Raw genomic sequence first — 24350 nt, 5'->3', positions numbered from 1 at the left:
TAACACAGAATAGAAAAACTACGAAAGCGCACTCGTAAAATTAATCCCAATTCGTTTCAAAAAATTTCGATAGGACGTGGCGTTACGAAACCTTTCAAATAGCTTATTTCGAATTTCACTGAAGAGAAGTTCTCACAAATCAGTAAATGGGGGATTAATTATCAAAAAATGAAAATTGAGATACCGATTTCCCGAAAACATTTCATCCCATGAGAGCTTTAACACGAAACGTCGTCACATATTGATACACGCCCAACACTGTTATTCCGGTATGCGTGTTTTCCCCAAACGGCAATCAATGCTTATTTGGCGTGACGCTGGATGCAATCTTCGAGCGCCGCATGCAAGGTTTCGGTATCGGCTTTAGCCTCGTCGAAGGCGAAACGGGCGCGCGTGCCGTCCAGTTTCAGATCGGCGCCATATCGATCAACGCCAAGCAACTGGTGTTTGCCGATGTGTGCCAGACGCGTTGTGAAGTGCGTAATCAGCGCGTCTTCTTCATCGACGGCAAGCGGCGGCAGCGGATCGAGTTCCGCGCCATCAAGCCATCCCATTGCACCGAAGCCGCCGATATAGCGCAGCCGTTCAAGCCGCATTACCCAAAATGTGAAATCGCCGAGAACCAGATAGCGCTCAGCGTCCGGGTGATAACGCAGATAGCGCTGCACGACCTCGGGCGTCGAGTCGACAGGTTCGAAGGTGCCAAGCAAGGTGACGCGCTGACCGCTCAGCACGTCACCATCGGGTGCATCGACAGCCAGAAAACCCGCGCGCGGATCGGCGTGCAGGTTATGCGTGTGTTCGGCGAGTCGGCTCACGAGAATGGTCGGGCGGTGCTGTGGGTCCGGTGCGAATGGCAGCACGGAAGGATAAGGAAAGCCTTGCGGCTGGCGCGCGTGGGTGGCGAGTGTGCCGACAGCGGCTGTGTGCAGCAGATGAAGCGGAGCGTGAGCGGGAATGTTCAAGTGCGCGTCCCTCAATGGATAAGCGGGTTGCGGACGGACGAGTGCCTCGCCCAATCCGCCCTGAATCATCGTAAAGCGTAGGTCGCCGCCCTCCAAGCACAAGAGGACGCCCTTCGTTAGAATCGGAAGTTCGCTTTCAATGCGCTTTCCCCCTGGCGCACGCCCCAACGACGAGATTTCAGTGTCCGACCGTTCCTCCGAATTCGCCGCTCTCCCCGCCGCCCATCGCGACCTTTCCGATACTGCACGGCAGCGCGCCCGTTGGGCGACGATGGCGGTCTTCTTTATCGCCGGCATGATGTACGCGTCGTGGGGCGTGCACGTGCCGACGGTACGCGACAACTTCCATCTGAACGCGGCGATGCTCTCGTTCGCGTTGCTGGCCGTGGCCGGCGGCTCGATCGGCGCGATGGCGCTGAATGCGTCGTGGATCGCGCGGGTCGGCACGCGCCGCGCCTGCCTGACGGGCGGCCTGGTGATGACGGTGTGCGCGGCGCTCATCCTGGTTGTGCCGGCCTACTGGCTATTGCTGGTTGTGCTGGCCATTTTCGGCGCGGGCATGGCCACCCTCGACGTCGCGATGAACGCCGAAGCCAGCGCCGTCGAGAAAGCGCTCGGCAAGCCGATCATGTCGTCGCTGCACGGCATGTTCAGCGTCGGCGGGATGTTCGGCGCAGCGGTTGGCGGGGCGCTGCTGTCGCGTGGCATGGCGCCTGCCGTGCATCTTGCACTGGCGGCCGCCGTCAGCGCGCTGGTGTTGATCGCGGCTTGCCCTTCCGTGCTGCCGCATGTGCCGCATGCCGACCATCCCGATGCCGCGACGCCGCGCGCCAATCGCTGGCGTTCGCCGGCGTTGTGGGCGCTCGGCCTGATGGCGCTGGTCGCGCTGATTGCGGAAGGCGCCATGTACGACTGGGCCACCGTCTATATGCGCGACGTGGTGCTGTCCACGCCGGCGCTCGCCAGCGCGGCGTACGCGGCGTTTTCGGGCGGCATGGCCGCTGCGCGTTTTGCCGGCGACGCCGTGCGCGCCCGCTTCGGCGCACCTCAACTGGTCATGGCGAGTGCATCGCTTGCTTGCGCGGGGATGGTCGGCGCGCTGTTGCTGCCGACTCCGGTTGCCGCATTGATCGGTTTCACGCTGATGGGACTTGGGCTCGCCAACATGATGCCGGTGCTGTTCGCGGCGGCGGCCAGCGTAAAGGGCATCCACGCGGCCGAAGGACTCGCGCATGTGGCAGGGCTAGCGTATTTCGGGCTCCTGCTTGGCCCGGTGATCATCGGCGCGGTGACGCAGGCGACCAGCTTGCCGATCGGTTTGTCGGTGGTGGCGGTGTGCTCGGCACTGATCGCGATGGTGGGTCCGAAGGTGCTGCGGCGCCTGAAAATCTAAACCGGCTCCAAATGACAAAGCAACGCCGCGACTCAACCGCGCCAGCCCCGCATTACAGCTCGTGATAAGTATCGTAATGACGCGAGAAGTCGTTACGCTGCAGAAAATTGGTGAACGTCATTGTCACTGAGGGATCGAGTCCTTCGACGTAATGCCACCAGCCGATTGGTAGAAACAGCAATTCTCCAGGCGCGAGCGTGCACTCGATCAACTGCGCATTGCGCATCGCCGGGAAACGCTCGTAGTCGATTGCACTGCCATCCACTAGCGAAAAACAATGCAGGTGGTTCGCCATATATTGCGTGTCGGACAGCGGAACCAGTTTGATATGTTTGCGGCCAATGACCTGCGCCATGAAGTTATTGGTCAGGTCATGGTGAAACGGCGTCTTCGTTCCGGCCGGTCCCATCCAGAAAAAGCCAGTGTCGGGCGAGCCAGCATCGAGATATTCGCCGATCGTCGGCACATCGGACCATAACGCCGCAAGGGCCGCGCGATTGTGCGAACTGTTATTGGCCGTCATATAGAAATCGTTGGTCGCACTGCTACGTTCGACGAGATCGACATAATCAGCAAAGCGCATCATGCGCTTGAGCTTCGGCTGATTGATTTCGTAATTCGCGTCCGACTCGCGGCCGAACTGCACTTCGACTTCACAATCGCCGCACCGTTCGCGAAAGTAGTCGAAGCTCCACTGCGTGCGCGCCGGCCAGAAATCGAACGCGCCGGTGATGATGACCGGCCGGTTCTGAAAATAGTACTGCTCAAAAAACTCCTCACGCGATAAACGCTCGCGTCTTTCGATCACGCCGCTGCTGGCGCGCATGCGATTTAACGTGCCGTACACCGACAATATCCAGTCGCGCTTACGCAAACGATTGCGCATGCGTGTCGCACCCTGCAAATACGGACTCGCGAGCGCCGTCTCGATTTCGCGCGCGGCTTCGGCCGCGTCGAAACCATGTCCGACCAACGCACCGTGCAGGGCGGGCGGCGGTGCGTCGAGCAGCAGATTCTCGGCGATCCAGCGGCGCCAGCCGTCATCAATTGAACGGGTCGCAAAAGCCATGGCATCCTCCCAAACAGTCGCCTTTAACCCTCCAGCCTGTCATACGAATACCCAAAAGAAAAGGCACGCGAGCCTTCCGGCGCGCGTGCCTTGTCAACCATTTGAGCCAAGACAGACAAAGCTGTCTTCGCTCACGCGGTTTTTACATCTTCACTACGTCGAGCAGCGTCTTCTTGCCCGCCTTGTAGTTGTACAGCGAGATCACGCCGTGCTGAAGGTCGCCCTTCGAGTCGAACGTGGTTTCACCGATCACACCCTTGTAGTCGGTCGCCGGCATCGCTGCCAGGATCTTCGCCGGATCGGTCGAGTTCGAACGCTTCATAGCGTCGACGATGATGTACACAGCGTCATACGTGAACGGAGCGTAGATCTGGATCGGCTGACCGAAACGCTTCTGATACTTGGCGAGGAACGCTGCGCCACCCGACATCTTTTCGAGCGCCATACCGGCTTCCGAGCAGACGATGTTGTCGGTTGCGTCGCCAGCGAGGTCCGACAGCTTGTCGGTACACACGCCGTCACCTGCCAGCACCTTCGCGCGCAGGCCAAGTTGCTTGGCTTGCTTGGCGAACGGGCCGCCGGTGGCATCCATGCCGCCGTACATGATCGCGTCAGGGTTTTCGCCCTTGATCTTCGTCAGAATCGCGCGGAAGTCGACAGCCTTGTCGTTCGTCGCGTCATGCGACATCACGTTCAGGCCCAGCGACTTGGCGGTCTTTTCGAATTCGTTTGCCAGACCCTGGCCGTAAGCGGTCGAGTCGTCAACGATCGCGACGCTCTTCACTTTCAGACCCTTGGCAGCGTAGTTAGCCAGTGCCGGACCTTGTTGCGCATCGGTCGCCACGACGCGGAACGTCGTCTTGAAACCTTGTTGCGTGTAAGCCGGGTTCGTTGCCGACGGCGAGATCTGCACGATGCCGGCATCGCTATAGATCTTCGAAGCCGGGATCGACGTACCCGAGTTCAAGTGACCAACCACTGCGACCACCTTGTCGTCGACCAGCTTCTGCGCGACTTGAGTTGCCGTGCGCGGGTCAGCTGCATCGTCTTGCGGATCGAGTTGCAGCGTGACCTTCTGGCCACCGATCGTCAGGCCCTTGGCGTTGATTTCCTCAACTGCCAGGCGCGCGCCGTTTTCGTTGTCTTTACCCAGGTGAGCGATACCGCCTGTCAGCGGCGCAACGTGACCGATCTTGACGACCGTGTCGGCTGCGGCCGAAGTTGCCAACGTGGCGAACAGCATCGCCGCAGCGCTGATCGGCAACAGCTTTTGAATCTTGATGTTCATATAAGTCTCCAGTTTCGGTCCCAAAAACAACGTAATCGCCCTGTGCCCCCGCTTCCCCAACACGTGTCGCTCAGTCCCGTGGACGACCACGCCGGTTGCATCGTTCATGCACTTGGCCAGCACGTGGACCAACCTGTTTGTGGCAGGCGGCTATCCGTACTTGCGCGCAAGTGTAGGCCATCAAATTAATTTGTGGGACTTTTTTGAGAAAGTGGGATGAACACTAATAGCGTTTATCCAACAGGCGCCAATTCCGCCTGAAAAGAGAGGCTGGAAAGCACCGGCCCATGCGGGTTTCCGCTAGGTGAGCCTGTCGTCTAACAGCACACCCTAAAGGTTTTCGCGTGCTAAACCGTTAATGATTCGAATGGGCTTTGTGTGTATAAAACGGGCACGCGGCAAACCCGTGCGAAACGCACCCGGACCCTGCCGAATCAACGCTTTAGCACGGCGATCCGCCGCGGCCGCATGCCATTCCTCGTGCGGTTGCCCAACCCTCGCTCGAACGCGGCATCGACGGATTGCGTATGTCACGAGCGTGACGCGCATGATCGCGCGCGTCACCGCCGTCAACGTATCGGACATCGACCGCACGCGGGTTTTCCATACGTGCGGTAGCGCACTCTCCAGACAAGTGAGGAAAGCGGTGCCTATTACATACAAGCCGTTTGCACGCAGACGGGCGGCCTCGTCCGAAGAAAACCATCCGGATATGCAGCTCGCCATCGGCACACGCGCAGTCCGATCGACGTGCGCATTTCAGTTGCACGCGAATGCGCCCGCAGCCGCCGCAAGCCAATACGCTCGACCGTACCCCGCCGGCCGGCGGCGGCGAAATGAATCATCGAAAATGTTTCAATCGTCTTACGGGACGGCCGTGACGCTAAGCGCCTTGTCGGCTCGCACGTGGCCTCACTGCACGGCGTTTCTTTTGGTGGCAAACTGACCGCCCGCTTCAGGCATTCAGGCCTCTGGCGTTCATTCGGACCGACCTCGCGCATCACCATGGAGAGCAACATGAGCACAACTTCCCGATGGATCGACATCCCCGCAGGTAACGACAGTTTCGGCGGCTACCTGGCATTGCCCAAGGGCGGCAAGGGACCGGCCGTCATCATCATTCAGGAAATTTTCGGCGTGAATAGCCATATCCGCTCGGTCGCGGATCAGTACGCGCAGGACGGCTACGTCGCGCTCGCGCCGGACGTGTTCTGGCGCGTGCAGCCGCGCGTCGAATTGACCTATGACGGCGCGGATCGCGAGAAGGGCATCGAATTGATGCAAAAGACCAACGTCGACCACGCCGTGGCCGACATCGGCGCGGCTGCCGCGGCATTGCGCGCCATGCCGGAAGTCACCGGCAAGGTCGCGGCGATCGGCTACTGCTTCGGCGGCCGGCTCGCGTATCTGGCCGCCGCTCAAGGCACGCTCGACGGCGCAGTCGCTTACTACGGCGGTGGCATCCAGAACCAGCTCGACGAAGCCGCGAAGATCAAGGTGCCGATGCAATTCCACTACGGCGAACTCGATGCGCACATTCCGCTGTCGGCCGTCGGCCAGATTCAGGAGCGCTTTGCCGGCCGCACCGATGCGGATTTCAACATCTATCCGAACGCCGATCACGGCTTCAACTGTTCGGATCGCGCGTCGTATAACCAGCGTGCTGCCGCACTGGCGCATGGCCGCACACTGACTTTCCTCGGCGAACGCCTGTAACTCGGGTACGCTCTCAAAGACGGCGCGCAGCGTGCGCGCCGTCTTCTTCCTTGCGCACGCATGAACGAGGACCACGGGACGTCCAGCGCAACCGTTTCATCGGCGACCATGCGAATGCGACTGGCAGATTCCAACACTTGAGAGCGAGGCCCATCCGTCGTGCAATCAGACTATCTCGTTAATGACGCCATCGGCCTCGCCGACCTGGTTCGGACCCGCGAAGCAAGTGCGCGCGAGTTACTGGATATCGCGATCTCACGCACCGAGGCCGTCAATCCCGCGATCAACGCGATTGTCCTGAAGGACTACGACGCTGCACGTCAACGCGCGTCGCAATACGACGCAAACCGCGCCAACGGCGCAGAGAGTGCGAACGGCATGAGCGCTCAGGCAGCGCTGGCAGGCGTACCCTATCTGATCAAGGATCTGGGCGCACCGGTCGCCGGGCTGCGCATGGCAATGGGCAGCCGTCACTATCGCCATTTCGTTCCTGCCGAGGATGCACCGGTCGTCGCGCTTGCCAAAGCCGCTGGCCTGAATATCTTCGCCAAGACCAGCACCTCCGAACTTGGCCAGATGCCTTATACGGAGCCCGAACTGTTTGGCGCGTGCCGCAATCCATGGAATCTCGACCATACGCCGGGCGGCTCGAGCGGCGGAGCGGCTGCGGCGGTCGCCGCGGGCATCGTCCCGCTCGCGCACGCTTCCGACGGCGGCGGCTCGATCCGCATTCCCGCGTCGTGCTGCGGATTGTTCGGCCTGAAGCCGTCACGTGGACGCGTACCACGCGGCGCGCCTGCAGCCGCCGGCGAACTCGGCGTCGATCACGCGGTGTCGCGCAGTGTGCGCGACAGTGCGTTGCTGCTCGATCTGCTCGCGGGCAACGCAGACAGACCGCTCGGTGCGCCGGGTACTTTCCTCGGCGCAACGCGCGAGCCGTGCAAGCCGTTGAACATCGCCTACGTGACGGAACCGATGCTGGCGCCTTCGCTATCCGCCGACGCGCGCGCCGCGCTCGACGACGCCGCGCAGCTCGCGATTTCGCTGGGACACAACATCGAGCCGGTTTCGCTCGGCATCGATTTCGCGGCGGTCCGGCATGCGTTCCTCACGCTCTGGTCGGTGACGGCGGAAGAGCTCGTGCTGAACGCCGATCGCATTACCGGTCGCAAGCCGCTGCGCGCCGAATTCGAAATTTCGACCTGGGCGATGGCGCATGTCGGCCGCAAACTCGGCGAGCGCGGCCTGCCTGCAGCGCTCGAAGAACAGCGCCGCATCACCGGGCGCCTCACTAGTTTGCTGAGCCGCTACGACGTGATTCTGTGCGCGACGCTCGCCGCGCCTCCAATCAAGATTGGGGAGATGCAGCCCACCGCGTCGGAGCGCATGCAGATGCGTGCCGTCACCGCGATGCCACTCGAACCGTTGATGAAGAAGCTGCTCACCGAAGCGTCGAACAAGGCATTCGCATGGGCAGGATGCACGGAGCTATTCAATCTGAGCGGCCAGCCGGCGATGTCGGTGCCCCTCTACTGGAATGCGCGCGGACTGCCCATTGGCGTGCAGTTCGCCGCGCGCGACGGCGGTGAGGCGACACTCTTGCGGCTCGCCGCGCAACTCGAAGCGGCGCGCCCCTGGTTTGATAAACGGCCGCCGCTGATGCAGGCGCGCAGCTAGTCGAAAGATTGCGCGCCGCGTGAAGAAATACGCTCAGGCGGGGTCGCGCCGCGCGTCGAGATCCGAGTGGCGCTTGCCGGGAATGCACGCCACGGCAAAAGATCGACAGCCCCAGCCCGCCCATCACGTAGTGCGTCGATCAAGCCTTCTTGTTATATGCGCTGCACCAACCCGTGCTCGCGACCTGCTTGCCCGCGAACATCGGGCAGCCGCCATACGGGTCCGTCGGCTTGGCTTGATAGAAGCTGCAGTTGCCGCAGTCCTGGCCGGCTGCGTACTTCGCGAACTTGGCCTTGTCGACTTTAGTGGCGTCGGCCTTGTAGCCCAGCGCTTGCGCAGTGGGATCTGTTTCCGCGACCTTCGGTGCGTCGGCGAATGCCTGGCGCGACAGTGCGAGCGTGGATGCAACACCAATGCTGGTGATCAAAAACGTACGACGGGAAGATTTCATGGGGACTCACTCCATTTATATTGAACTGATCGCCGTTCTGATGACAGCGGTCCCCAAGGATAGCAATGAAGCCGCCACGTGTGACGGCCCAAATGATAGAGATAACCGAATTGGTACTGCTCGGCGCGCCCTTATCAACCCGGCGCGCGGAAGCAGAGTAGGCGGTGAAAACCGGGTTGAGAATTATTACGCGCGACCGCTCAGTTCGCAGACGCGCTGCGCGATCGCAAGCGACGCCGTCAGACCCGGCGACTCGATACCGAACAGATTGACGAGCCCCCGCACACCGTGCGCGGCCGGACCTTGTATCACGAAGTCAGCAGCCGGTTCACCCGGGCCGGAAAGCTTCGGACGGATTCCCGCATAAGCAGGCTGCAATGCATCGTCGGGGAGCGCGGGCCAGTACGCGCGAATCGCCGCGTAGAAGGAATCGGCGCGGCGCGGATCGACGTCGTAATGGATCGTATCGACCCATTCGACATCGGGACCGAAACGCGCCTGGCCACCGAGATCGATGGTGAGGTGCACGCCGAGCCCGGCTTCATTCGGCATGGGATAGATCAAACGGCTGAACGGTGCGCGCCCCGAGATGCTGAAGTAGTTGCCGCGCGCGAGATAAAGCGGCGGCACGTGGCGCGCGTCGAGCCCGCGGATCTTGCGCGCGAGTGAGTTCGCGTGCAAGCCGGCGCTGTTGATCACGCATGCGGCGCTAATCGTGGTCGGCGCGCTGCCGCCCACCTTGATGACGAAGCGGCCGTTGCTCGCCTCGACGTCTTTGACCGGCGCGTGGAACGCGCACACTGCCCCGTCACGTTCGGCGTCGCCCTGAAGCGCCAGCATGAACTGGTGACTGTCGACGATGCCCGTCTGCGGCGAGAACACCGCCTCGACACATTCAAGCGCCGGTTCGAGCGCTTGCGCCTGGTCGCCGGTAATTCGCATCAGATCGAGCACACCGTTATCCCGCCCCTTCGCCATGATGCTTTCGAGCTGGGGAATCTGGTTGCGTGAGGTGGCGACCAGCAATTTTCCGCAACGCGAGTGCGGCACGTTGCGCTCGGCGCAGTAGTCGTACAGCATCTCGCGGCCGCGCACACACAGCGTCGCCTTCAACGAACCGCGCGGATAGTAGAGCCCCGCGTGAATCACTTCGCTATTGCGCGAACTGGTGCCCACGCCAATCGCCTCGGCCGCTTCGAGCACGATGACTTCGCGCCCGCGCGCCGCCAGTGCGCGAGCTACCGCGAGGCCGATTACTCCCGCGCCGATCACTACACATTCGATTTGATCCATGTCCCTTGACGCGGCCAACTTCACCGCGCGCTGCCTCGTTCACCCGATAAAGATGAAGCCAGCATGCGGCTACCGAGAGCCGCACACTGCTCGCTGTCGAACGCACCTGCCCATACGCAAAATTGTACGACGCTGCACAGACACAAATGCCCGCAGTCGGAAACGACTGCGGGCATTCGGTCTTGAGCTTATGGGCCGGACGGATTCAGTGTACGCCGTCAGAGGTCGTTGCGCTCGATTCTTCATGGGGACGACGGCTTCGCCGCTTAGTTCTGCGTGCTCGCGCCTGGACGCGATGCGTCCACCGCCGAGGTCGTCACCTGGGCGCGCGGCGCCGTGTAGCCGCCGGTCGCGAGTTGCTGCGGGTACGCCGGTGCGTTCGGGTTCAGATTCAACTGGCCATTCGCGCGGGCTTCGGCCAATTCGGCTTTCACCTGAGCACGCGTCTTCGGACCGTTGTCGGCGCTAGCGACGACGCTGTCAGCTGAAACCGGTGCATACGGATTCACGTTCAGTTCGCCGGCGGCGCGAGCGTGGGCCACATCGGCTTGCACCTGCGCGCGGGTCACCGTGCTCGGCTGCGTGTAGGTCGCGACTTCCGGACGATACGACGTGGCCGGACCGTAACCGCTTGCGAAAGCGGGAGCAGCGACCGTGGCGGAGAAGAGCAAGGCGAAGGAAGCGGTTCTCATCGTGGATTCCAATAGTCGTTGATATCGAATTCTGTGCATGCCGGAGTGACGCCGGGCGCCGTGGCGCAGAGGTCATCTCGTTGGGACTCAGTGTATACACCGACTATCGGAAAGTCAGATCGATTGAAACAACTTACCATCTCACAATTAGCAACAATGGCCGCAGCATTCACCCTAATTTAATTAGGGATTAATCGAATTAAGACGTAAAAAAGCCGCCCGGAGGCGGCTTTTAGGCATAAAACAGGCCGAAAAACGTCAAAAACCGATGGGTTTTCGGCGATTTCCGTAGTCGAGGCGGATATCGCCAGATTCGATCCGGTCGCGTCCGTCGATACGTGCCGCGCCGAAGCCATTGAGGATCGCCCGGCGCATTTCGCGCGGTGATGCCAGTTTCAGCGCATCCAGCGCGCCTTCACCCAACGACTCGGGAAAGCGCAAACCCCAGCCGTGCGCGGAGCGGATTTCACCGTAAATCGACTGGGCGATACGCCGAGCGCCGGCGTGATCCGGCGGCGGAATCTCATACACATTCATGCGGTTGAGAATTGGCTCGGGAATCGAGCGTTCGTCATTCGCGGTGGCGATCCAGATCACATGGCCCGCATTGATCGGAATCTCGGCGAATTCGTCGATGAAAGTCTGCGCCGTGTCGTGTTCGAGCAGGGCATACAGCGCGCCGAGCGGATCGTATTGCGAGTCGCCGCTGGCCTTGTCGATTTCGTCGACGGCGATCACGGGGTTCGCATAGCTGCCGTTCACGAGCGCGTCGAACACCTTGCCGGGTTTCGCATTCTTCCATTGCGACGAAGCGCCCGACAGAATCCATCCTGCCGTCAGCGAACTCATTGCCACATACTGGTAGGCCGTGCCGAGCAGGCGCGCCAACTGCTTGGCAAAATGCGTCTTGCCGATGCCGGGGTCGCCGAGCAGAAGAATCGGCATCAGTTCGAGGCGGTCTTCAGTCTCGAGGCACAAGGCGACCTGCTTGCGCACGTCGTCGAGCGGGCCGGCGAAGTTGGGCAGTGCGTCGATCAGATCGTCGATCGACGGCATGCGGTTCGGCTTGACGCAAAAGCGCAGGTTGCCGGTTTTCAGCATTTTTTCATACGTTGCACGCAGCGCCTCGTTTGCGCCTTCGCCGAGATCGTTCAGCGCGGTTTCGACCTGATCGAGGTCGTACACCTGACTGAAAGACGCCACCGCGATTTCCTGTTTGACCATGGCTGTTGTCATCGCTCACCCCGTCTGGCTGGCCTTGCTACTGCAGCACCCTGTTGGGCGCCGTTTCAAGTCCAGTGTAACGACGACATATTTGCGTGCAAGCCAGCAGTCATGCGGCTCTGCTGCTAACAACGGGTTGTTTTCGACGCTTCGCAACCCCACCTGAAGTGCAGGGTTGCTGAACCCGGTTCCCTTTGGCGAGTCAGAAAAGCGTTGCGCTTATCAGGCGTAAGATGGCCGTCTGACTACTCGGCGGGTGCAGTGACCCGGAGAATCCTTCTATGTGGAAAACCAGTATCGTGGCCGTGGTGCTAGGCACTTCGCTCAGCGCTTCGTTGCTTGCGAATGCACAACAACGGCCGGCCCAGCAGGTCGTGGAGTGGCAGTTGCAGGTCATGCGCGACGGCCAGCAGATCGACTCGTTCGACGGAACCACCACGGTTGGCCAGGCGCGTACGGACACGCATCACAAGATGGTGCAGCACACTGTCGGCTGCAAGGATCAGCCCGGCGGCAGCATCGATCTGGCGCGCACGCTCACGGTCTCGCCGCTGCAGGCGGACGCGAACGAAGTCACACTGTCGATCGAAGCGCAGGAAACTTTCGAGGAAGACGGCGCACGCCAGACCGATACGGGCTGCAAGCTGCCGCCGCAGCCGCGTCAGGTGAATGCAAGCCACCCGGGACTGAAGGTTGCGGCCGGCCAGTGGAGCAGCTGGACGATCGTGGACAAGAACCCGAACCTGGTCTATCGCGTGCGGGCGAGCCTCGCGGGTAATCCAGGCTAAAACGCTGCTGAAAGCGCAAGTGAGCGTGAATGAGCGCGCAACCTGACACAGGCTGAAGCGAACAACCGAAGCAAACCGAAGCCTTCAAACAGAACACGTGGACAACGCGGCATGCGAAACCCCGAAGAATTGATCCGCGAGAGCGTAGCGCCCAAGGATTTCATTGCGGTGAGCTGGAACCTGCATAAGGGTCGCACACCGCTAGGTTTTCAGGCCTGGCAGGCGATGCAACGCTGGGTCCAGTCAACCCACGCGGACGCCTACTTTTTGCAGGAAGCGATGGCGCGGCGCATGCCGTCGCCGGTATTGGCGAGCAGTTTCGGCGCGCCGCTCACCGATCCGTTGAGCGATGTCTGGCACTGCCAGGCGACCGAGATTGCGCGCGCGCTGGAACTCGAAATCGCGCTCGGACCGAACGTGTTCAAGCCGTCGTGGCGGCATGGCAATGCGATTCTGTCGCCGCATCCGCTCGATCTCGGCGGACGCTGGGACATCTCCGCGCATCGCTTCGAGAAGCGCGGGCTGCTGGTGGCGCGAGCCACCTTCGGCGGCCACTCGGTCACGCTGTTGTGCGCGCACCTCGCGCTCACCCGCTCGGCGCGTTTGCGGCAGATGAACTGGATCGCGCACTGGATCGCGAAGGAAGCGCCCGAAGGTCCGCTGGTTCTGGCCGGCGACTTCAACGACTGGCGCAACGATTCCGTGCCGCTATTCGGCGAACATGGTATGCACGAGGTGGCGACGTTACTTGGCGAATCGGGCCGAACCTTTCCGGCCTTCTCACCGGCACTCGCGCTCGACAAGATGTTCGTGCGCGGCATGCAGCCGATCGAATGGATCCAGCCGACGCAGGAAACCGCGTGGCTCTCGGATCACTTGCCTTACATGGCTCGCTTGCGGGTCGAATGACGGGTTTGGGCGGCGCTGTATTGGACGCCGCCCGCTTTACTCTTCTTCCCCGCAGCCATGCCGCTTATCAAGCGCGCCGCGGTGTCCAGTTAAGCGTGGCGGCGATCTCTTCGCCCGGCTGCAGCACGCAACCACCCACGTTCTCGCCCATGCCGGCCGCGTTGAAGCAATCGGTGGTGTTCGTCACCGGCTCCACGCAGAGTTGCGCGTCATTGGCCGGCGCGAAAATCACCATGTGATCGAATGGCGCGTCGGCCGTCATCAAGAGTTGGCGATGTTCGTCGGGCCACGCAATGGTCGCTTCGCGCGACCAGTTCGCGAAGTTGTTGTCGAGGTCGAAGGCATCCGGCGACATGCCCTGGCGCAGCGCCTGAACCGCGGGATGCGGACCGAGATGGGTCGGCAGCACCTCGGCATCTGCGTGCCACATGGCCTGCACGTCGGCGTACACGCGGGTTTGTGCGGTGCGCGGGTAGTACGGATGATGACCCATGCCGAACGGCATCGGCCGATCGGCGAGGTTCTGCGCGGACAATGTAATGCGCAGCGCGCCGCCGATCAATTCGATACGCTGCTGCGCGCGATAGCGAAACGGCCAGTCGCCGGGCAGACGTGAATCGGCCAGATGGTCGAAGTGCAAGTCCACCGCGCTTTCCGTGCGCGCTCCGACTCTCCACGGGTGCCGCCACGCGTTGCCATGCAAGGCGTGAGCGAAGCGCAGGTCGTTCCCGCTCAGGTCGACCGTGCCGCCGTCGAATTCGAAGCACGCGTCACGAATCCGGTTGCAGTACGGGAACAGCGGGAAGCTCGCCATGCGCAGTGGATCGCGCTCCACGAACGCCGCGTGCGTAGCCGGACGCAGCCAGTGCAGCGGTCCTTCAGGCGTCGTCTCGTAGTAGGCAGCGAGCGCGCCGCCCACTTCCGGCGCGATCACGAGGCGCATCGCTCCGGATTGCAGCGTGACAAGCGTCGGCGCAATAACGGGATCGTCGAGCCACGCGAGATCCGCCGCGGGCGGCCGGATCGGATTCAGGAAAACGTCGGGCATGGTCAGGAAAGGCAGGGCCTCAGGCGGATGGCGGAGTGAACGCGCATCGGTGTCTCCTATGACGTGCCGCGCACAACGCGCGGTCGGCGAACTGTCAGGGTCCGCGCGACCGAGAATCGCACGCCAAAGCGGATCGGTCAATATTATTAGTAATAAATTTACCGATCTGAGCCCGGCAAAATCAACCAACCCACCTCCCAAATGGACGGGTTAGCGTGCGTTGCCGCGCGCATATTATTAGTGGTACCGTCAGCACCACAATGCCTACGGCATGCCCTGCTTCTGCGCCGCTGCAACGCGGCCCGCATAATGAAAAAATCGACTCAACGCCGTCCCACCATGACCGACATCGCCAAGCTCACCGGCGTGTCGCAATCGACTGTCTCGCTGGTCCTGAACAACGCGACCGGCGCGAAGTTCTCCGAAACCACCCGTAGCAAGGTGTTGAAGGCGGCGCACGATCTCGGCTACCGGCTGTCGCCGCGCGAACCGGTATCGGCCTCGACCGACGAACGCAATCTGATCGTCTATCTGGCCGACGAAATCTCCACCAGCCCGCATCCGGTCGTGAATATCGACGGCGCGCGCGACGCGGCTTATGCAAGCGGCAAAATGCTCGCGGTCTACTCGACGCACGGCAACGCCGACATCGAAAAGCAGGTGCTCGACGCCACGCTGTCGAATCCGCACGTCTTCGGCGTGATCTATGCGACCGTCTACACGCGCAAGGTGACGCTGCCTGCAGCGCTCTCGCAGGTGCCAACCGTGCTGCTGAACTGCTACACCAGCGAGGGCGGCCTGTCGTCGGTCGTCCCGGCCGAGGTGGCGGGCGGCCATCTGGCCACCGACTATCTGCTGCAAGCCGGGCATCGGCGCATTGGCTATATCAACGGCGAACACTGGCAGGACGCGTCGAAAGATCGTCTCAAGGGCTATCGCACCGCGCTCGCCACTGCCGACCTGCCCTTCGCACCTGAACTGGTGCGCGACGGCGACTGGAGCTCGGGCCTGGGCTTCGAACTCACGCTCTCGCTGATGCGCGAACCGAATCCGCCGACAGCGATTTTCTGCGCCAACGACCTCACCGCCATCGGCGCGATCGAGGCGCTGAAGCAACTCGGCCACCGCGTGCCCGAAGACATCTCGGTACTCGGCTACGACGACCAGGAAATCGCCCGCCACACGCACCCGCCTCTCTCGACGGTGGTGCTGCCGAACTACGAGCTGGGGCGCTGGGCGGTCGAAACCCTGCTACAGGAAGAGCACAACCGGGCCGCCGGCGCGCCGGTGCGGCACCGCATGGTCAAGCTCGACGGACCGCTCGTTGAACGCGCGTCGGTCAGGGTAATTACCGAGGCGAAAAAGCCAATAACTAATATTATTAGTGATTGACCGATAATATTTCGAGATGAAATAATCGGCACGTCCGGTGGAGGCGGAACAGTGCCGGCCGGCAAGAGAAAGACTAAAAAGCAAATACACCTACCTCACCAGGTACTGGAGGAAGACATGGCGTCGCTCAACACGCAGTCGCGCAAGCATGCGCGCAAGCAGCAGATTCGTCCGTTGGCAGGTTCGCTGCTGGCTCTGGCAATCGGTCTTAGCGTCGCCACGGCGCATGCCGATGACGCGCTGCCGAAGCTGTCCACCAAGACTCCGCTGAAGGTCGGCTTCGCGCAGACCGAAAGCAACAATCCGTGGCGTCTCGCGGAAACGAAGAGCTTCAAGGAGGTCGCCGCGAAATGCGGCTGGCAGGTCGTGATGACCGACGCCAACGGCTCCAACTCCAAACAGGTGTCGGACATTCAAAGCATGATCGCGCAACACGTCGATCTGCTGGTGTTCCCGCCGCGCGAAGAAAAACCGCTGGCGCCGGTCGTGCTGCAGGCCAAGAAGGCCGGCATTCCGGTAATTCTGGTCGACCGCGACGTCGATCAGTCGGTGGCTAAGGCGGGCCGCGATTACATCACCTTCATCGGCTCGGACTTCATCGATCAGGGTCATCGCGCGGCTGACTGGCTCGTCAAGGCAACCGGCGGCAAGGCGAAGATCATCGAACTCGAAGGCACCACTGGCGCGTCGGCTGCGAACGACCGCAAGAAGGGCTTCGACGAAATCATCGCGAAGAATCCGGGCATGACGATCATCGCCTCGCAAAGCGGCGACTTCGCGCGCGACAAGGGTCGTCAGGTGATGGAAACGCTGTTGCAGGCGCATCCGGACGTGACCGCCGTCTACGCCCACAACGACGAAATGGCGCTCGGCGCGATCGCCGCCATCAAGGCCGCCGGCAAGCAACCCGGCAAGGACATCCAGATCGTCACGATCGACGGCACCAAGGGCGGTCTCGACGCCATCGCCGCCGGCGAACTTGGCGCAAGCGTGCAGTCGAGCCCGTTCTTCGGCCCGCTCGCCTGCGACGTCGCACAGCGCTATGCGAAGGGCGAAAAGATCCCGACGTGGGTCAAGGTGTCCGACCGTTTCTACGATAAGAGCAACGTGCAGCAAAGCATGCAGTACGGCTATTGATCCGTCGCAGTACCCCAGCCTGTCTCCCTGGGGGACGTGAAGGGTTCGAAGCGACGCGTTCGTGGCAGCACGGGCCGTCGCTTCGCTTTTATGCGGCGTAACATGCTTCGACAACGCCCTTGCATGGAGCCCGGACGGCCACGGCGATTCGCACGTGCAGCAAACGTAGGACATGCATCAGGAGGACACCCGTGACGGAATCCGGCACGCAGACGCCACACTCTCCCCTTACCCCATCGCCGCTGCTCGAGATGCAGGACATCGGCATCAGCTTCGGCGGCGTGCCCGCGTTGCGCAGCGCCAATCTGAGCGTTGCCGCAGGCGAAGTGCATGCGCTGATCGGCCAGAACGGCGCGGGTAAATCGACCATGATCAAGATCCTGACCGGCGCCTATCGACGCGGCTCGGGCAGCGTGCGCTTCGAAGGCCGCGAGGTCGATTTCCGCACGCCGAAACAGGCGCGCGAAGCCGGTATCAGCACGATCTATCAGGAGATCAATCTGGTGCCGTTCCGCTCGGTGGCGGAAAACATTTTCCTCGGCCGCGAACCGCGCCGCTTCGGTTTGATCGACTGGCGCGCGGTGCAGCACCGCGCCGCCGCGCTGCTCGAATCGTTCGGTTTGCAGATCGATGTGAAGAAACCCGTCGGCCGCTATTCGACCGCGATCCAGCAGATGGTGGCACTCGCGCGCGCGGTGTCGTCCGACGCGAAGATGGTCATCATGGACGAATCCACTTCGTCGCTCGACGAACGCGAAGTGGAGTTGCTCTTCACGGTAGTGCGCAAACTGCGCGACGACGGCCGCGCGGTGATCTTCGTCTCGCACCGGCTCGACGAACTGTATGCGCTATGCGACCGCGTCACCGTGATGCGCGACGGCCAGACCGTCGCACAAAGCACGATGGCCGAGATGGACAAACTGCAGCTCGTCACCACGATGCTCGGCCGCACGCTCGCCGCTGTCGTACAGGACGACACCGCCGCGCGTGAAGCGAATCTGGCGCGGCGCGGCAAGCAGGCGATCGCCGCCATGCATCTGAGCGCGCATCCGAAAGTGACCGACGTCTCGCTCGACGTGCACGCGGGCGAAGCGGTGGGCCTCGCGGGCCTGCTCGGCTCCGGCCGTACGGAAACCATGCGCCTGATGTTCGGCGCCGATGCGCTCGAACAGGGTTCGTTGTCGATCGGCGGCGAGACCGTCGCGCTGAAATCCCCGCAGGACGCCATCGCACGTGGCCTCGCCTATCTAACCGAAGACCGCAAGGGCGAAGGCATCGTCCCCGAACTTTCAGTGCGCGACAACCTCACGCTCGTCTGCCTGCGCACGCTGGCAAGGAATGGCGTGGTCGATGTGAAGAAACAGCAGGCGATCGTCGACCGGTTTATCGCGTCGCTCGGCATCAAGCTGCGCTCGCCCGATCAACCGATTCGCGAACTGTCCGGCGGCAATCAGCAGAAGGTTCTGCTTGCCCGCTGGCTCGCGGCCGAACCCTCGCTGCTGCTGCTCGACGAGCCGACCCGTGGCATCGACGTCGGCGCGAAAGCCGATGTCGCGAAGATCGTGCGCGAGTTACGCGACGCGGGACTGGCCGTGCTGCTGTCCGCCTCCGAGCTGGAAGAACTGACGGCCGTGGCCGATCGCGCGGTGGTGATCCGCGACGGCCGCACGGTCGCCGAACTGAACGGCGCGTCCATGAGCGAAAACGCGATCATGGACGCGATCGCCTATGGCGGCGACGGCCCTTCGCAACTGGTCGAAGCCGCCCAGACCGCCCATATCGAAGACGCGTTGGAGGGCGACCGTCATGGCGCTTAAGTCGTTACGCAACGAAACCGCGCCGCAGCTTCCTGCCGCGGGTGCGCCGCTTGCCGCATCGGCACCGGCACCGGCACCGGCACCCACGACGACGGTGAAGAAATGGCGCCATCTCGCGATGCAACGCGAAGTGATCGTGCTGCTCGCGATGGTGCTATTCAACCTGATCTTCACGCCGCATTTCTGGTCGCTGCAAACCTTCAACGTGAACATGACCCAGGTGGTGACGATCGTGATCGTCGGCATCGGCATGACACTGGTGGTGGCCACGGGGGGCATCGATCTGTCCGTGGGTGCCTCAATGGCGATCTCGGGCGCGCTCGCGCCGATGCTGTTCCTGAACATTCCCGGGCCCGGCGGCATTGCACTCGCGTTCGTGCTGCCGGTGCTGGCCGCCGCCGTATGTGGGGTCTTCAACGGCTTGCTGGTGACGAGGTTATCTGTCCAGCCGATTGTCGCGACGCTGGTGCTGTTCATCGCCGGGCGCGGCATCGCGCAAGTCGTCACCGACGGCAGCCTGCAGGCATTCAACACGCCCGCTTTCCAGTGGATCGCGCTCGGCAAGGTCGGTGGCGTGCCGTTCCAGGTGCTGCTGATGCTTGCGCTGGTCGCGCTATTCGTCTGGGTCGTGCGCAAAACACTATTCGGCCAGTACCTGCTGATCACCGGGGGCAACGAGAAAGCCGCCTATCTTTGCGGCGTGCCGACCGCCACCGTGAAGCTGATCGCCTACACGCTATGCGCCGCACTCGCCGGACTGGCGGGGCTGATCTCGATCTCGGTGAATTCGTCGTCGGATGCGAACGTGGTTGGGCTCGGCGTGGAACTCGATGCGATTGCCGCGGTGGCGGTGGGCGGCACCGCACTGACGGGCGGCAAGGCGTACATCGGCGGCACCCTGATCGGCGCGCTGATCATCCAGTTGCTGCGCTACACGCTGCTCGCGCACGGCATTCCCGACGCGGCGGCGCTAGTGGTCAAGGCCGGCATTATCGTCGCGGCGGTTTATGTGCAGCGGCGCTCGCGTTAAAGCCACAGGCCATTTTCGGACTCGATGCGATGAAAAAGAATCTTCCTATCCTACTGGCGCTGGCCGCACTCGTCGTGCTCGGCCTCGTGCGCTACGAGCACTTCGGCTCGGCGTACAACATCACGTCTTTCTGGCGCTACAACTCGATGTTCGCGCTCATTTCGGTGGGCATGGCGTTTGTGATCATCACGGGCGGCATCGACCTGTCGGTTGGCACGGTGGCCGCGCTGTCCAGCGTGGTCGCGGCGCTGACCAGCGTCTATGGCGGCTGGGTCGCCGTGCTGGCGGGGTGCGCGGCGGGACTCGCGGTCGGCGTGCTCAACGGCATCATCATCACGCGATTGAAAATCCTGCCCTTCATCGTGACGCTCGCGACCAGCCTCGGCGCGCATGGTGTCGCGCTGCTGCTCGGCAAGAACGATGCAGTGTCGATTGCGGCCGAGTCGAATTTCGGCAACTTCGGACAAGGCGATCTGTTCGGACTGCCGATTCCAGGCATCGTCGCGGTGGTCGCCGCGCTGGCCGGCTGGCTCGCGCTACGCAGCACGCGCTTCGGGCGGCATTCGCTGGCGATCGGCGGCAGCGAGGAAGCCGCGCGGCTGATGGGCCTGAATGTAGACCGGACGCTGGTGATGGCGTACGCGGTGAGCGGCCTGCTCGCCGGCATGGCGGGCGTGATCCTCGCCGCGCAATTCGGCGCCGGTCAGCCGAATGAGGGTGTTGGCTGGGAGCTGTTTGCGATCTCGGCGGTGGTGCTCGGCGGCACCTTGCTCACCGGCGGCGAAGGCTCGATCGCGATGACGATTGCCGGCGTCCTGCTGCTTGGACTGGTGTTCAATCTGCTGAATTTCGAAAACGGGCTGGGGTTCATCAGCCTGTCGGCGTACTGGCAATCGGTGATTCGCGGCGTGTTCCTGCTGCTCGTGATCGTGCTGCAGGCGCGGGTGCTGAAGCAACGCGGCAGGAAGCGGGTCACGGCTACGGCGTAATTTTTCAACGAACCGCCTGATTTCTTTGTTGGCATGGATTTCAGGCGATTATGGTGAGCCCGAAAACCGCTTTGTGTACCAACCCAGCGCGGCAATTCAAAGTCCATTAAAAGCCTCGGCCTGACGCTGCGTCATTCGCCACGCGCAGCGCATCGCCTCATTTTTCGGGCCCGCTTGATCTGCTTTTGCCAGTTTTGTCAGCAGGGTCAATGCTGCAGCGCAGGGCGGGTTTCGGTATCATCCTGAAAATGCTGCCCGCGCGGCGCGCCTATCCGGCGCATGCCGGACAGCCGATGGCAGCCACCCTGCGTGGCTTTCGCCCATCGCCGTACCCTTGCTGAAGCGCGGCTGCACTCACGCCAACGACTTTCGCGGCGCCGATCATAACAATGACCGGCACCGCCGCTTCCGGGTCCGGTAACCCGCTTCACCACGCTCAACCGCCGCGTCGCTGCCCTCAGGGAGCCGGCGCGGTAAAATAGCGGATTGCGCGTGATTCCCGACCACGGGTTAGCGCAGCATCGCCCTTGCCGTGCCGGCCGGCTAAACGACTGGCCGCCCTTGTTTTCGCACTATCCAAGAAGCCATGAGCAACCTGAATCCACAAACCGTCCTGAGCGTCCATCACTGGACCGATACGCTTTTCAGCTTCACCTGCACGCGCGATCCGTCGTTCCGTTTCGAGAACGGGCAATTCACGATGGTGGGCCTCGAAGTCGATGGCAAGCCGCTGATCCGCGCTTACAGCCTCGCGAGTGCGAACTACGAAGAGCACCTCGAATTCCTGAGCATCAAGGTGCAGGACGGCCCGCTCACGTCGCGTTTGCAGCATTTGAAGGTCGGCGATGAGGTTCTGATCGGCAAGAAACCGGTCGGCACCTTGATGGCCGACAACCTGCTGCCGGGCAAAACGCTGTGGCTGCTCTCCACCGGCACGGGCCTCGCGCCGTTCATGTCGATCATTAAAGATCCGGACATTTACGAGCGCTACGAGCGCGTGGTCCTGACGCACACCTGCCGTTTCGTCGACGAACTGGCGTACAAGGAATACATCACCGACCACCTGCCGGCGCACGAGCACCTGGGCGAGCTGGTGCAGGAAAAGCTGCTGTACTACCCGACGGTGACGCGCGAGGCGTTCCAGAACCGTGGCCGTATCACCGAACTCATCGAAACCGAAAAGCTGTTCGCCGATCTCGGCGTGCCGGGCTTCTCGCTCGAAAACGACCGCATCATGCTGTGCGGCAGCCCGCACATGCTGCGCGACACGCGTGAACTGCTGGACAAGCTGGGCTTCCAGGAAGGCAGCAACAATTCGCCGGGTCACTACGTGGTCGAAAAGGCGTTCGTGGGTTAAGCGTCTCTTGTGACTGGCAGCTAACGCTGTGCACGGATTGAAAAAGGAGCCTTCGGGCTCCTTTTTTATTGCGTCCGATGGCTCGGGTCAGGTCTGTTGCGCGGTTACAAATTCTGGCTGCGGCCCTGACATTTGGCGTCGGTATTATTCCTACACGGCTTGCGGCGCCGAACATCAACCATTGCATGAGATATAAGCGCTAACCCTTGGTGTACCTGCATTTTTTCTTTTTATAAGATATCATCGCGACGCATGTTCGGTCAGTTTGACCGCGTTGCATCGTCCGAACTGCTTGTTACTGAATGTAAATTTCGTTACATCACCCCGTAGCGATTTATCCGTCCCACACTGCGGGTAACGGACCTATCTGGAGGCCGGAGATTCGCATGCGTTCTTTCGTCTTCGCGCGCCCGATGCGTGCCCGCTTCGCCGTTCACACAGCTTCCTGACAGTGACAGTCATGGATACGTCGACTGCCGTCCCGTTCAGCGCGCACATTCCGCCTTCCGCCGCTCGCAACGAACTCGGCACACCGCTGTCATCCACCGAGCGTGAACTCGCGCGGTTGCGCGCCCAGGTGCGTGAACTGTCGGTTGAACTGGTTCGGGCACAGGAAGCTGCCTGCCGCCACGTGGCGCGCGAGCTTCACGACGGCGTCGGCGCCGAGCTGACCGCAACGCGCTTTGCCCTCGCGGGCGTCGAAACCTGGCTGCCGACCGATGCCCCGCCGCAATGCGCCGCCGCGCTGGCCGTCGCCCACCGTTCACTCGATGCGGCCTGCAATGCGGCCCGCCAGGCCGTGGCGGAACTGCATGCGCCGTCGCTGGATGCGGGCATTGTCCGCGCGCTGTCGCATTGGACCAGCGACTTCGCGACGCGTACCCGCCTGCGCACCAGCTTTGTCTGCGCGGCAGATGGGCGGCTCGCCCGCCTGCCCGCCGACGCTGCGCTTGCCATCTTCCGCGTGGCCCAGGAAGCACTGAACAATATAGCGAAGCACGCGCGCGCCGAAGCCGCCGACGTGCGGATCGAAACCAGCCGCCGCCACCTGACGCTGATCGTCGCCGATGACGGCGTCGGCGTGACACGCAACGACCGTCAGCGGCGCGGTCATTTCGGCCTGAGCGGCATGCAGGCGCGTTGCGCGGCGTTCGACGGCACGCTGCGCGTCAGCGCCCGCCGCGCTAACGGCGGCAATGAATCGCGCGGCACGATTCTGCACGCGCGTTTTGCGTGGGATGCGATGCTGGCGAGTGCGCCGGGCGTCGGGCGCCGCGCGCTGCAATCGTGAGCGCACTGATATGAGTCTGCGCATCCTCCTCGCCGACGACCACGCGGTGGTTCGCCAGGGCGTCCGCCAGTTGCTCCTCGACCGTGGCGTGGCGCGCGAAGTCGCCGAAGCGCAAAGCGGCGCCGAAGCGCTCGACGCCGTCGCCAGACACAGCTACGACGTGGTGCTGCTCGACATCTCGCTGCCCGACATGAACGGCGTGGAAGTGCTCAAGCGCCTGAAGCGCAAAGCCCCGCGCGTGGCGGTGCTGATGTTCTCGATGTACCGCGAGGACCAGTATGCAGTGCGTGCGTTGAAGGCGGGCGCGGCTGGCTACCTGTCGAAGACCGTGGACGCCGCGCAGATGATCGGCGCGATCCAGCAGGTCGCGGCGGGCCGCAAATACGTCAGCCCGGCGATGGCCGAAGCGCTGGCCGACTACGTCTCGTTCGACGGCGAGCAACTGCCGCACGAAAAGCTGTCCGATCGTGAGTACCAGACGCTATGCATGCTGGCGTCGGGCAAGCGTTTGACGGACATTGCCATGGCGCTGTCGCTCTCCGTGAAAACAGTCAGCGTGTACCGCACCCGGTTGCTCGAGAAAATGAAGCTGCGCAATAACGCCGAATTGACGTTCTATGTGATGAGTAACCGCCTCGTCGATCTGAATCCGGCCATGGCGGGTTAAAGCCGCTCTACTCCGACTTGTGAATCGATCGCCACGGCGGGCCCTTGTCCGCAAGAGAGCGATTCCCGCCCAGCTGATCCCTCATCCAGGATAAGCGTCGCCGCCTCTCATTGCGCGGCGCTAGACGCGTGTCCCGAATTCAACCCGACAGGCCGTT

At 62.3% G+C, this 24350-nt stretch carries 21 protein-coding genes; 13 read left to right on the top strand and 8 right to left on the bottom strand.

Annotation, left to right across the window (positions count from 1 at the left end; genetic code table 11):
* Positions 1-302 precede the first annotated feature (302 nt).
* The gene (locus PQR27_RS00635) at positions 303-965 is read right to left on the bottom strand and encodes a HugZ family pyridoxamine 5'-phosphate oxidase (protein WP_408521807.1); all 663 of its coding nucleotides are present in this window, start codon (positions 963-965) and stop codon (positions 303-305) included.
* 181 nt (positions 966-1146) lie between these two features.
* Between PQR27_RS00635 and PQR27_RS00630 the strand changes: the two genes are divergently transcribed.
* Complete coding sequence (locus tag PQR27_RS00630; protein WP_408521806.1) at positions 1147-2358, top strand: MFS transporter; 1212 nt, start codon at positions 1147-1149, stop codon at positions 2356-2358.
* Positions 2359-2410: 52 nt separating this feature from the next.
* On the opposite strand, the gene PQR27_RS00625 is transcribed toward PQR27_RS00630, so the two are convergent.
* Complete coding sequence (locus PQR27_RS00625) at positions 2411-3427, bottom strand: cupin-like domain-containing protein (RefSeq protein WP_408521805.1); 1017 nt, start codon at positions 3425-3427, stop codon at positions 2411-2413.
* A gap of 142 nt (positions 3428-3569) precedes the next feature.
* Positions 3570-4715, bottom strand: coding sequence for a branched-chain amino acid ABC transporter substrate-binding protein (locus tag PQR27_RS00620; RefSeq protein ID WP_408521804.1), 1146 nt, complete (start codon positions 4713-4715; stop codon positions 3570-3572).
* Between the two features lie 1017 nt (positions 4716-5732).
* Here PQR27_RS00620 and PQR27_RS00615 point away from each other — a divergent pair.
* Both PQR27_RS00615 and PQR27_RS00610 read left to right on the top strand, forming a co-directional pair.
* Positions 5733-6431: a dienelactone hydrolase family protein gene (locus PQR27_RS00615; protein ID WP_408521803.1), complete on the top strand. Its 699-nt coding sequence runs from the start codon at positions 5733-5735 to the stop codon at positions 6429-6431.
* A 159-nt stretch (positions 6432-6590) separates the two neighbouring features.
* Positions 6591-8108: an amidase gene (locus PQR27_RS00610; RefSeq protein WP_408521802.1), complete on the top strand. Its 1518-nt coding sequence runs from the start codon at positions 6591-6593 to the stop codon at positions 8106-8108.
* A gap of 139 nt (positions 8109-8247) precedes the next feature.
* On the opposite strand, the gene PQR27_RS00605 is transcribed toward PQR27_RS00610, so the two are convergent.
* From PQR27_RS00605 to PQR27_RS00590, 4 genes are all read right to left on the bottom strand, one after another.
* Positions 8248-8559 (bottom strand): high-potential iron-sulfur protein, encoded by a 312-nt coding sequence (locus PQR27_RS00605; protein WP_408521801.1) that lies wholly within the window; start codon positions 8557-8559, stop codon positions 8248-8250.
* 186 nt (positions 8560-8745) lie between these two features.
* Positions 8746-9852, bottom strand: a complete 1107-nt coding sequence (locus PQR27_RS00600) for an NAD(P)/FAD-dependent oxidoreductase (RefSeq protein ID WP_408521800.1) — start codon at positions 9850-9852, stop codon at positions 8746-8748.
* A gap of 266 nt (positions 9853-10118) precedes the next feature.
* Entirely contained in the window at positions 10119-10544 is a 426-nt protein-coding gene (locus PQR27_RS00595; RefSeq protein ID WP_408521799.1) for a DUF4148 domain-containing protein, read from the bottom strand.
* A 258-nt stretch (positions 10545-10802) separates the two neighbouring features.
* The gene (locus PQR27_RS00590) at positions 10803-11780 is read right to left on the bottom strand and encodes an AAA family ATPase (protein ID WP_408521798.1); all 978 of its coding nucleotides are present in this window, start codon (positions 11778-11780) and stop codon (positions 10803-10805) included.
* Between the two features lie 269 nt (positions 11781-12049).
* On the opposite strand from PQR27_RS00590, the gene PQR27_RS00585 reads away from it, so the two are divergent.
* Positions 12050-12556, top strand: coding sequence for a hypothetical protein (locus tag PQR27_RS00585; RefSeq protein WP_408521797.1), 507 nt, complete (start codon positions 12050-12052; stop codon positions 12554-12556).
* Between the two features lie 111 nt (positions 12557-12667).
* Positions 12668-13465, top strand: coding sequence for an endonuclease/exonuclease/phosphatase family protein (locus tag PQR27_RS00580; protein WP_408521796.1), 798 nt, complete (start codon positions 12668-12670; stop codon positions 13463-13465).
* A 67-nt stretch (positions 13466-13532) separates the two neighbouring features.
* Here PQR27_RS00580 and PQR27_RS00575 read toward each other — a convergent pair whose 3' ends face one another.
* Positions 13533-14513 carry an aldose 1-epimerase gene (locus PQR27_RS00575; protein ID WP_408521795.1) on the bottom strand — a complete coding sequence of 327 codons (981 nt, stop codon included), beginning with the start codon at positions 14511-14513 and terminating at the stop codon, positions 13533-13535.
* 339 nt (positions 14514-14852) lie between these two features.
* Between PQR27_RS00575 and PQR27_RS00570 the strand changes: the two genes are divergently transcribed.
* The 8 genes from PQR27_RS00570 to rqpR all read left to right on the top strand — a co-directional run bounded on the left by PQR27_RS00570 (position 14853) and on the right by rqpR (position 24193).
* Positions 14853-15905 (top strand): LacI family DNA-binding transcriptional regulator, encoded by a 1053-nt coding sequence (locus PQR27_RS00570; RefSeq protein ID WP_408525370.1) that lies wholly within the window; start codon positions 14853-14855, stop codon positions 15903-15905.
* 117 nt (positions 15906-16022) lie between these two features.
* Entirely contained in the window at positions 16023-17042 is a 1020-nt protein-coding gene (locus PQR27_RS00565) for an ABC transporter substrate-binding protein (RefSeq protein ID WP_408521794.1), read from the top strand.
* A gap of 251 nt (positions 17043-17293) precedes the next feature.
* On the top strand, positions 17294-18859 hold the full coding sequence (locus PQR27_RS00560; RefSeq protein WP_408525369.1) for a sugar ABC transporter ATP-binding protein: 1566 nt from the start codon (positions 17294-17296) through the stop codon (positions 18857-18859).
* Entirely contained in the window at positions 18849-19889 is a 1041-nt protein-coding gene (locus PQR27_RS00555) for an ABC transporter permease (RefSeq protein ID WP_408521793.1), read from the top strand. The genes PQR27_RS00560 and PQR27_RS00555 overlap by 11 nt, the downstream gene beginning before the upstream one ends.
* Before the next feature lie 29 nt (positions 19890-19918).
* On the top strand, positions 19919-20878 hold the full coding sequence (locus PQR27_RS00550) for an ABC transporter permease (protein WP_408521792.1): 960 nt from the start codon (positions 19919-19921) through the stop codon (positions 20876-20878).
* A 586-nt stretch (positions 20879-21464) separates the two neighbouring features.
* On the top strand, positions 21465-22235 hold the full coding sequence (locus PQR27_RS00545) for a ferredoxin--NADP reductase (protein ID WP_408521791.1): 771 nt from the start codon (positions 21465-21467) through the stop codon (positions 22233-22235).
* 460 nt (positions 22236-22695) lie between these two features.
* Positions 22696-23526 carry a sensor histidine kinase gene (locus PQR27_RS00540; RefSeq protein WP_408521790.1) on the top strand — a complete coding sequence of 277 codons (831 nt, stop codon included), beginning with the start codon at positions 22696-22698 and terminating at the stop codon, positions 23524-23526.
* A 10-nt stretch (positions 23527-23536) separates the two neighbouring features.
* Positions 23537-24193: a response regulator transcription factor RqpR gene (rqpR, locus tag PQR27_RS00535; protein WP_408521789.1), complete on the top strand. Its 657-nt coding sequence runs from the start codon at positions 23537-23539 to the stop codon at positions 24191-24193.
* The last annotated feature ends 157 nt before the right edge of the window (positions 24194-24350 follow it).

It is taken from the genome of Paraburkholderia fungorum (assembly GCF_046027215.1).
GTDB lineage: Bacteria > Pseudomonadota > Gammaproteobacteria > Burkholderiales > Burkholderiaceae > Paraburkholderia > Paraburkholderia fungorum_D.
The sequence above is the reverse complement of the archived record's forward strand: the minus strand, read 5'-3'. Positions and strand labels throughout refer to the sequence as shown.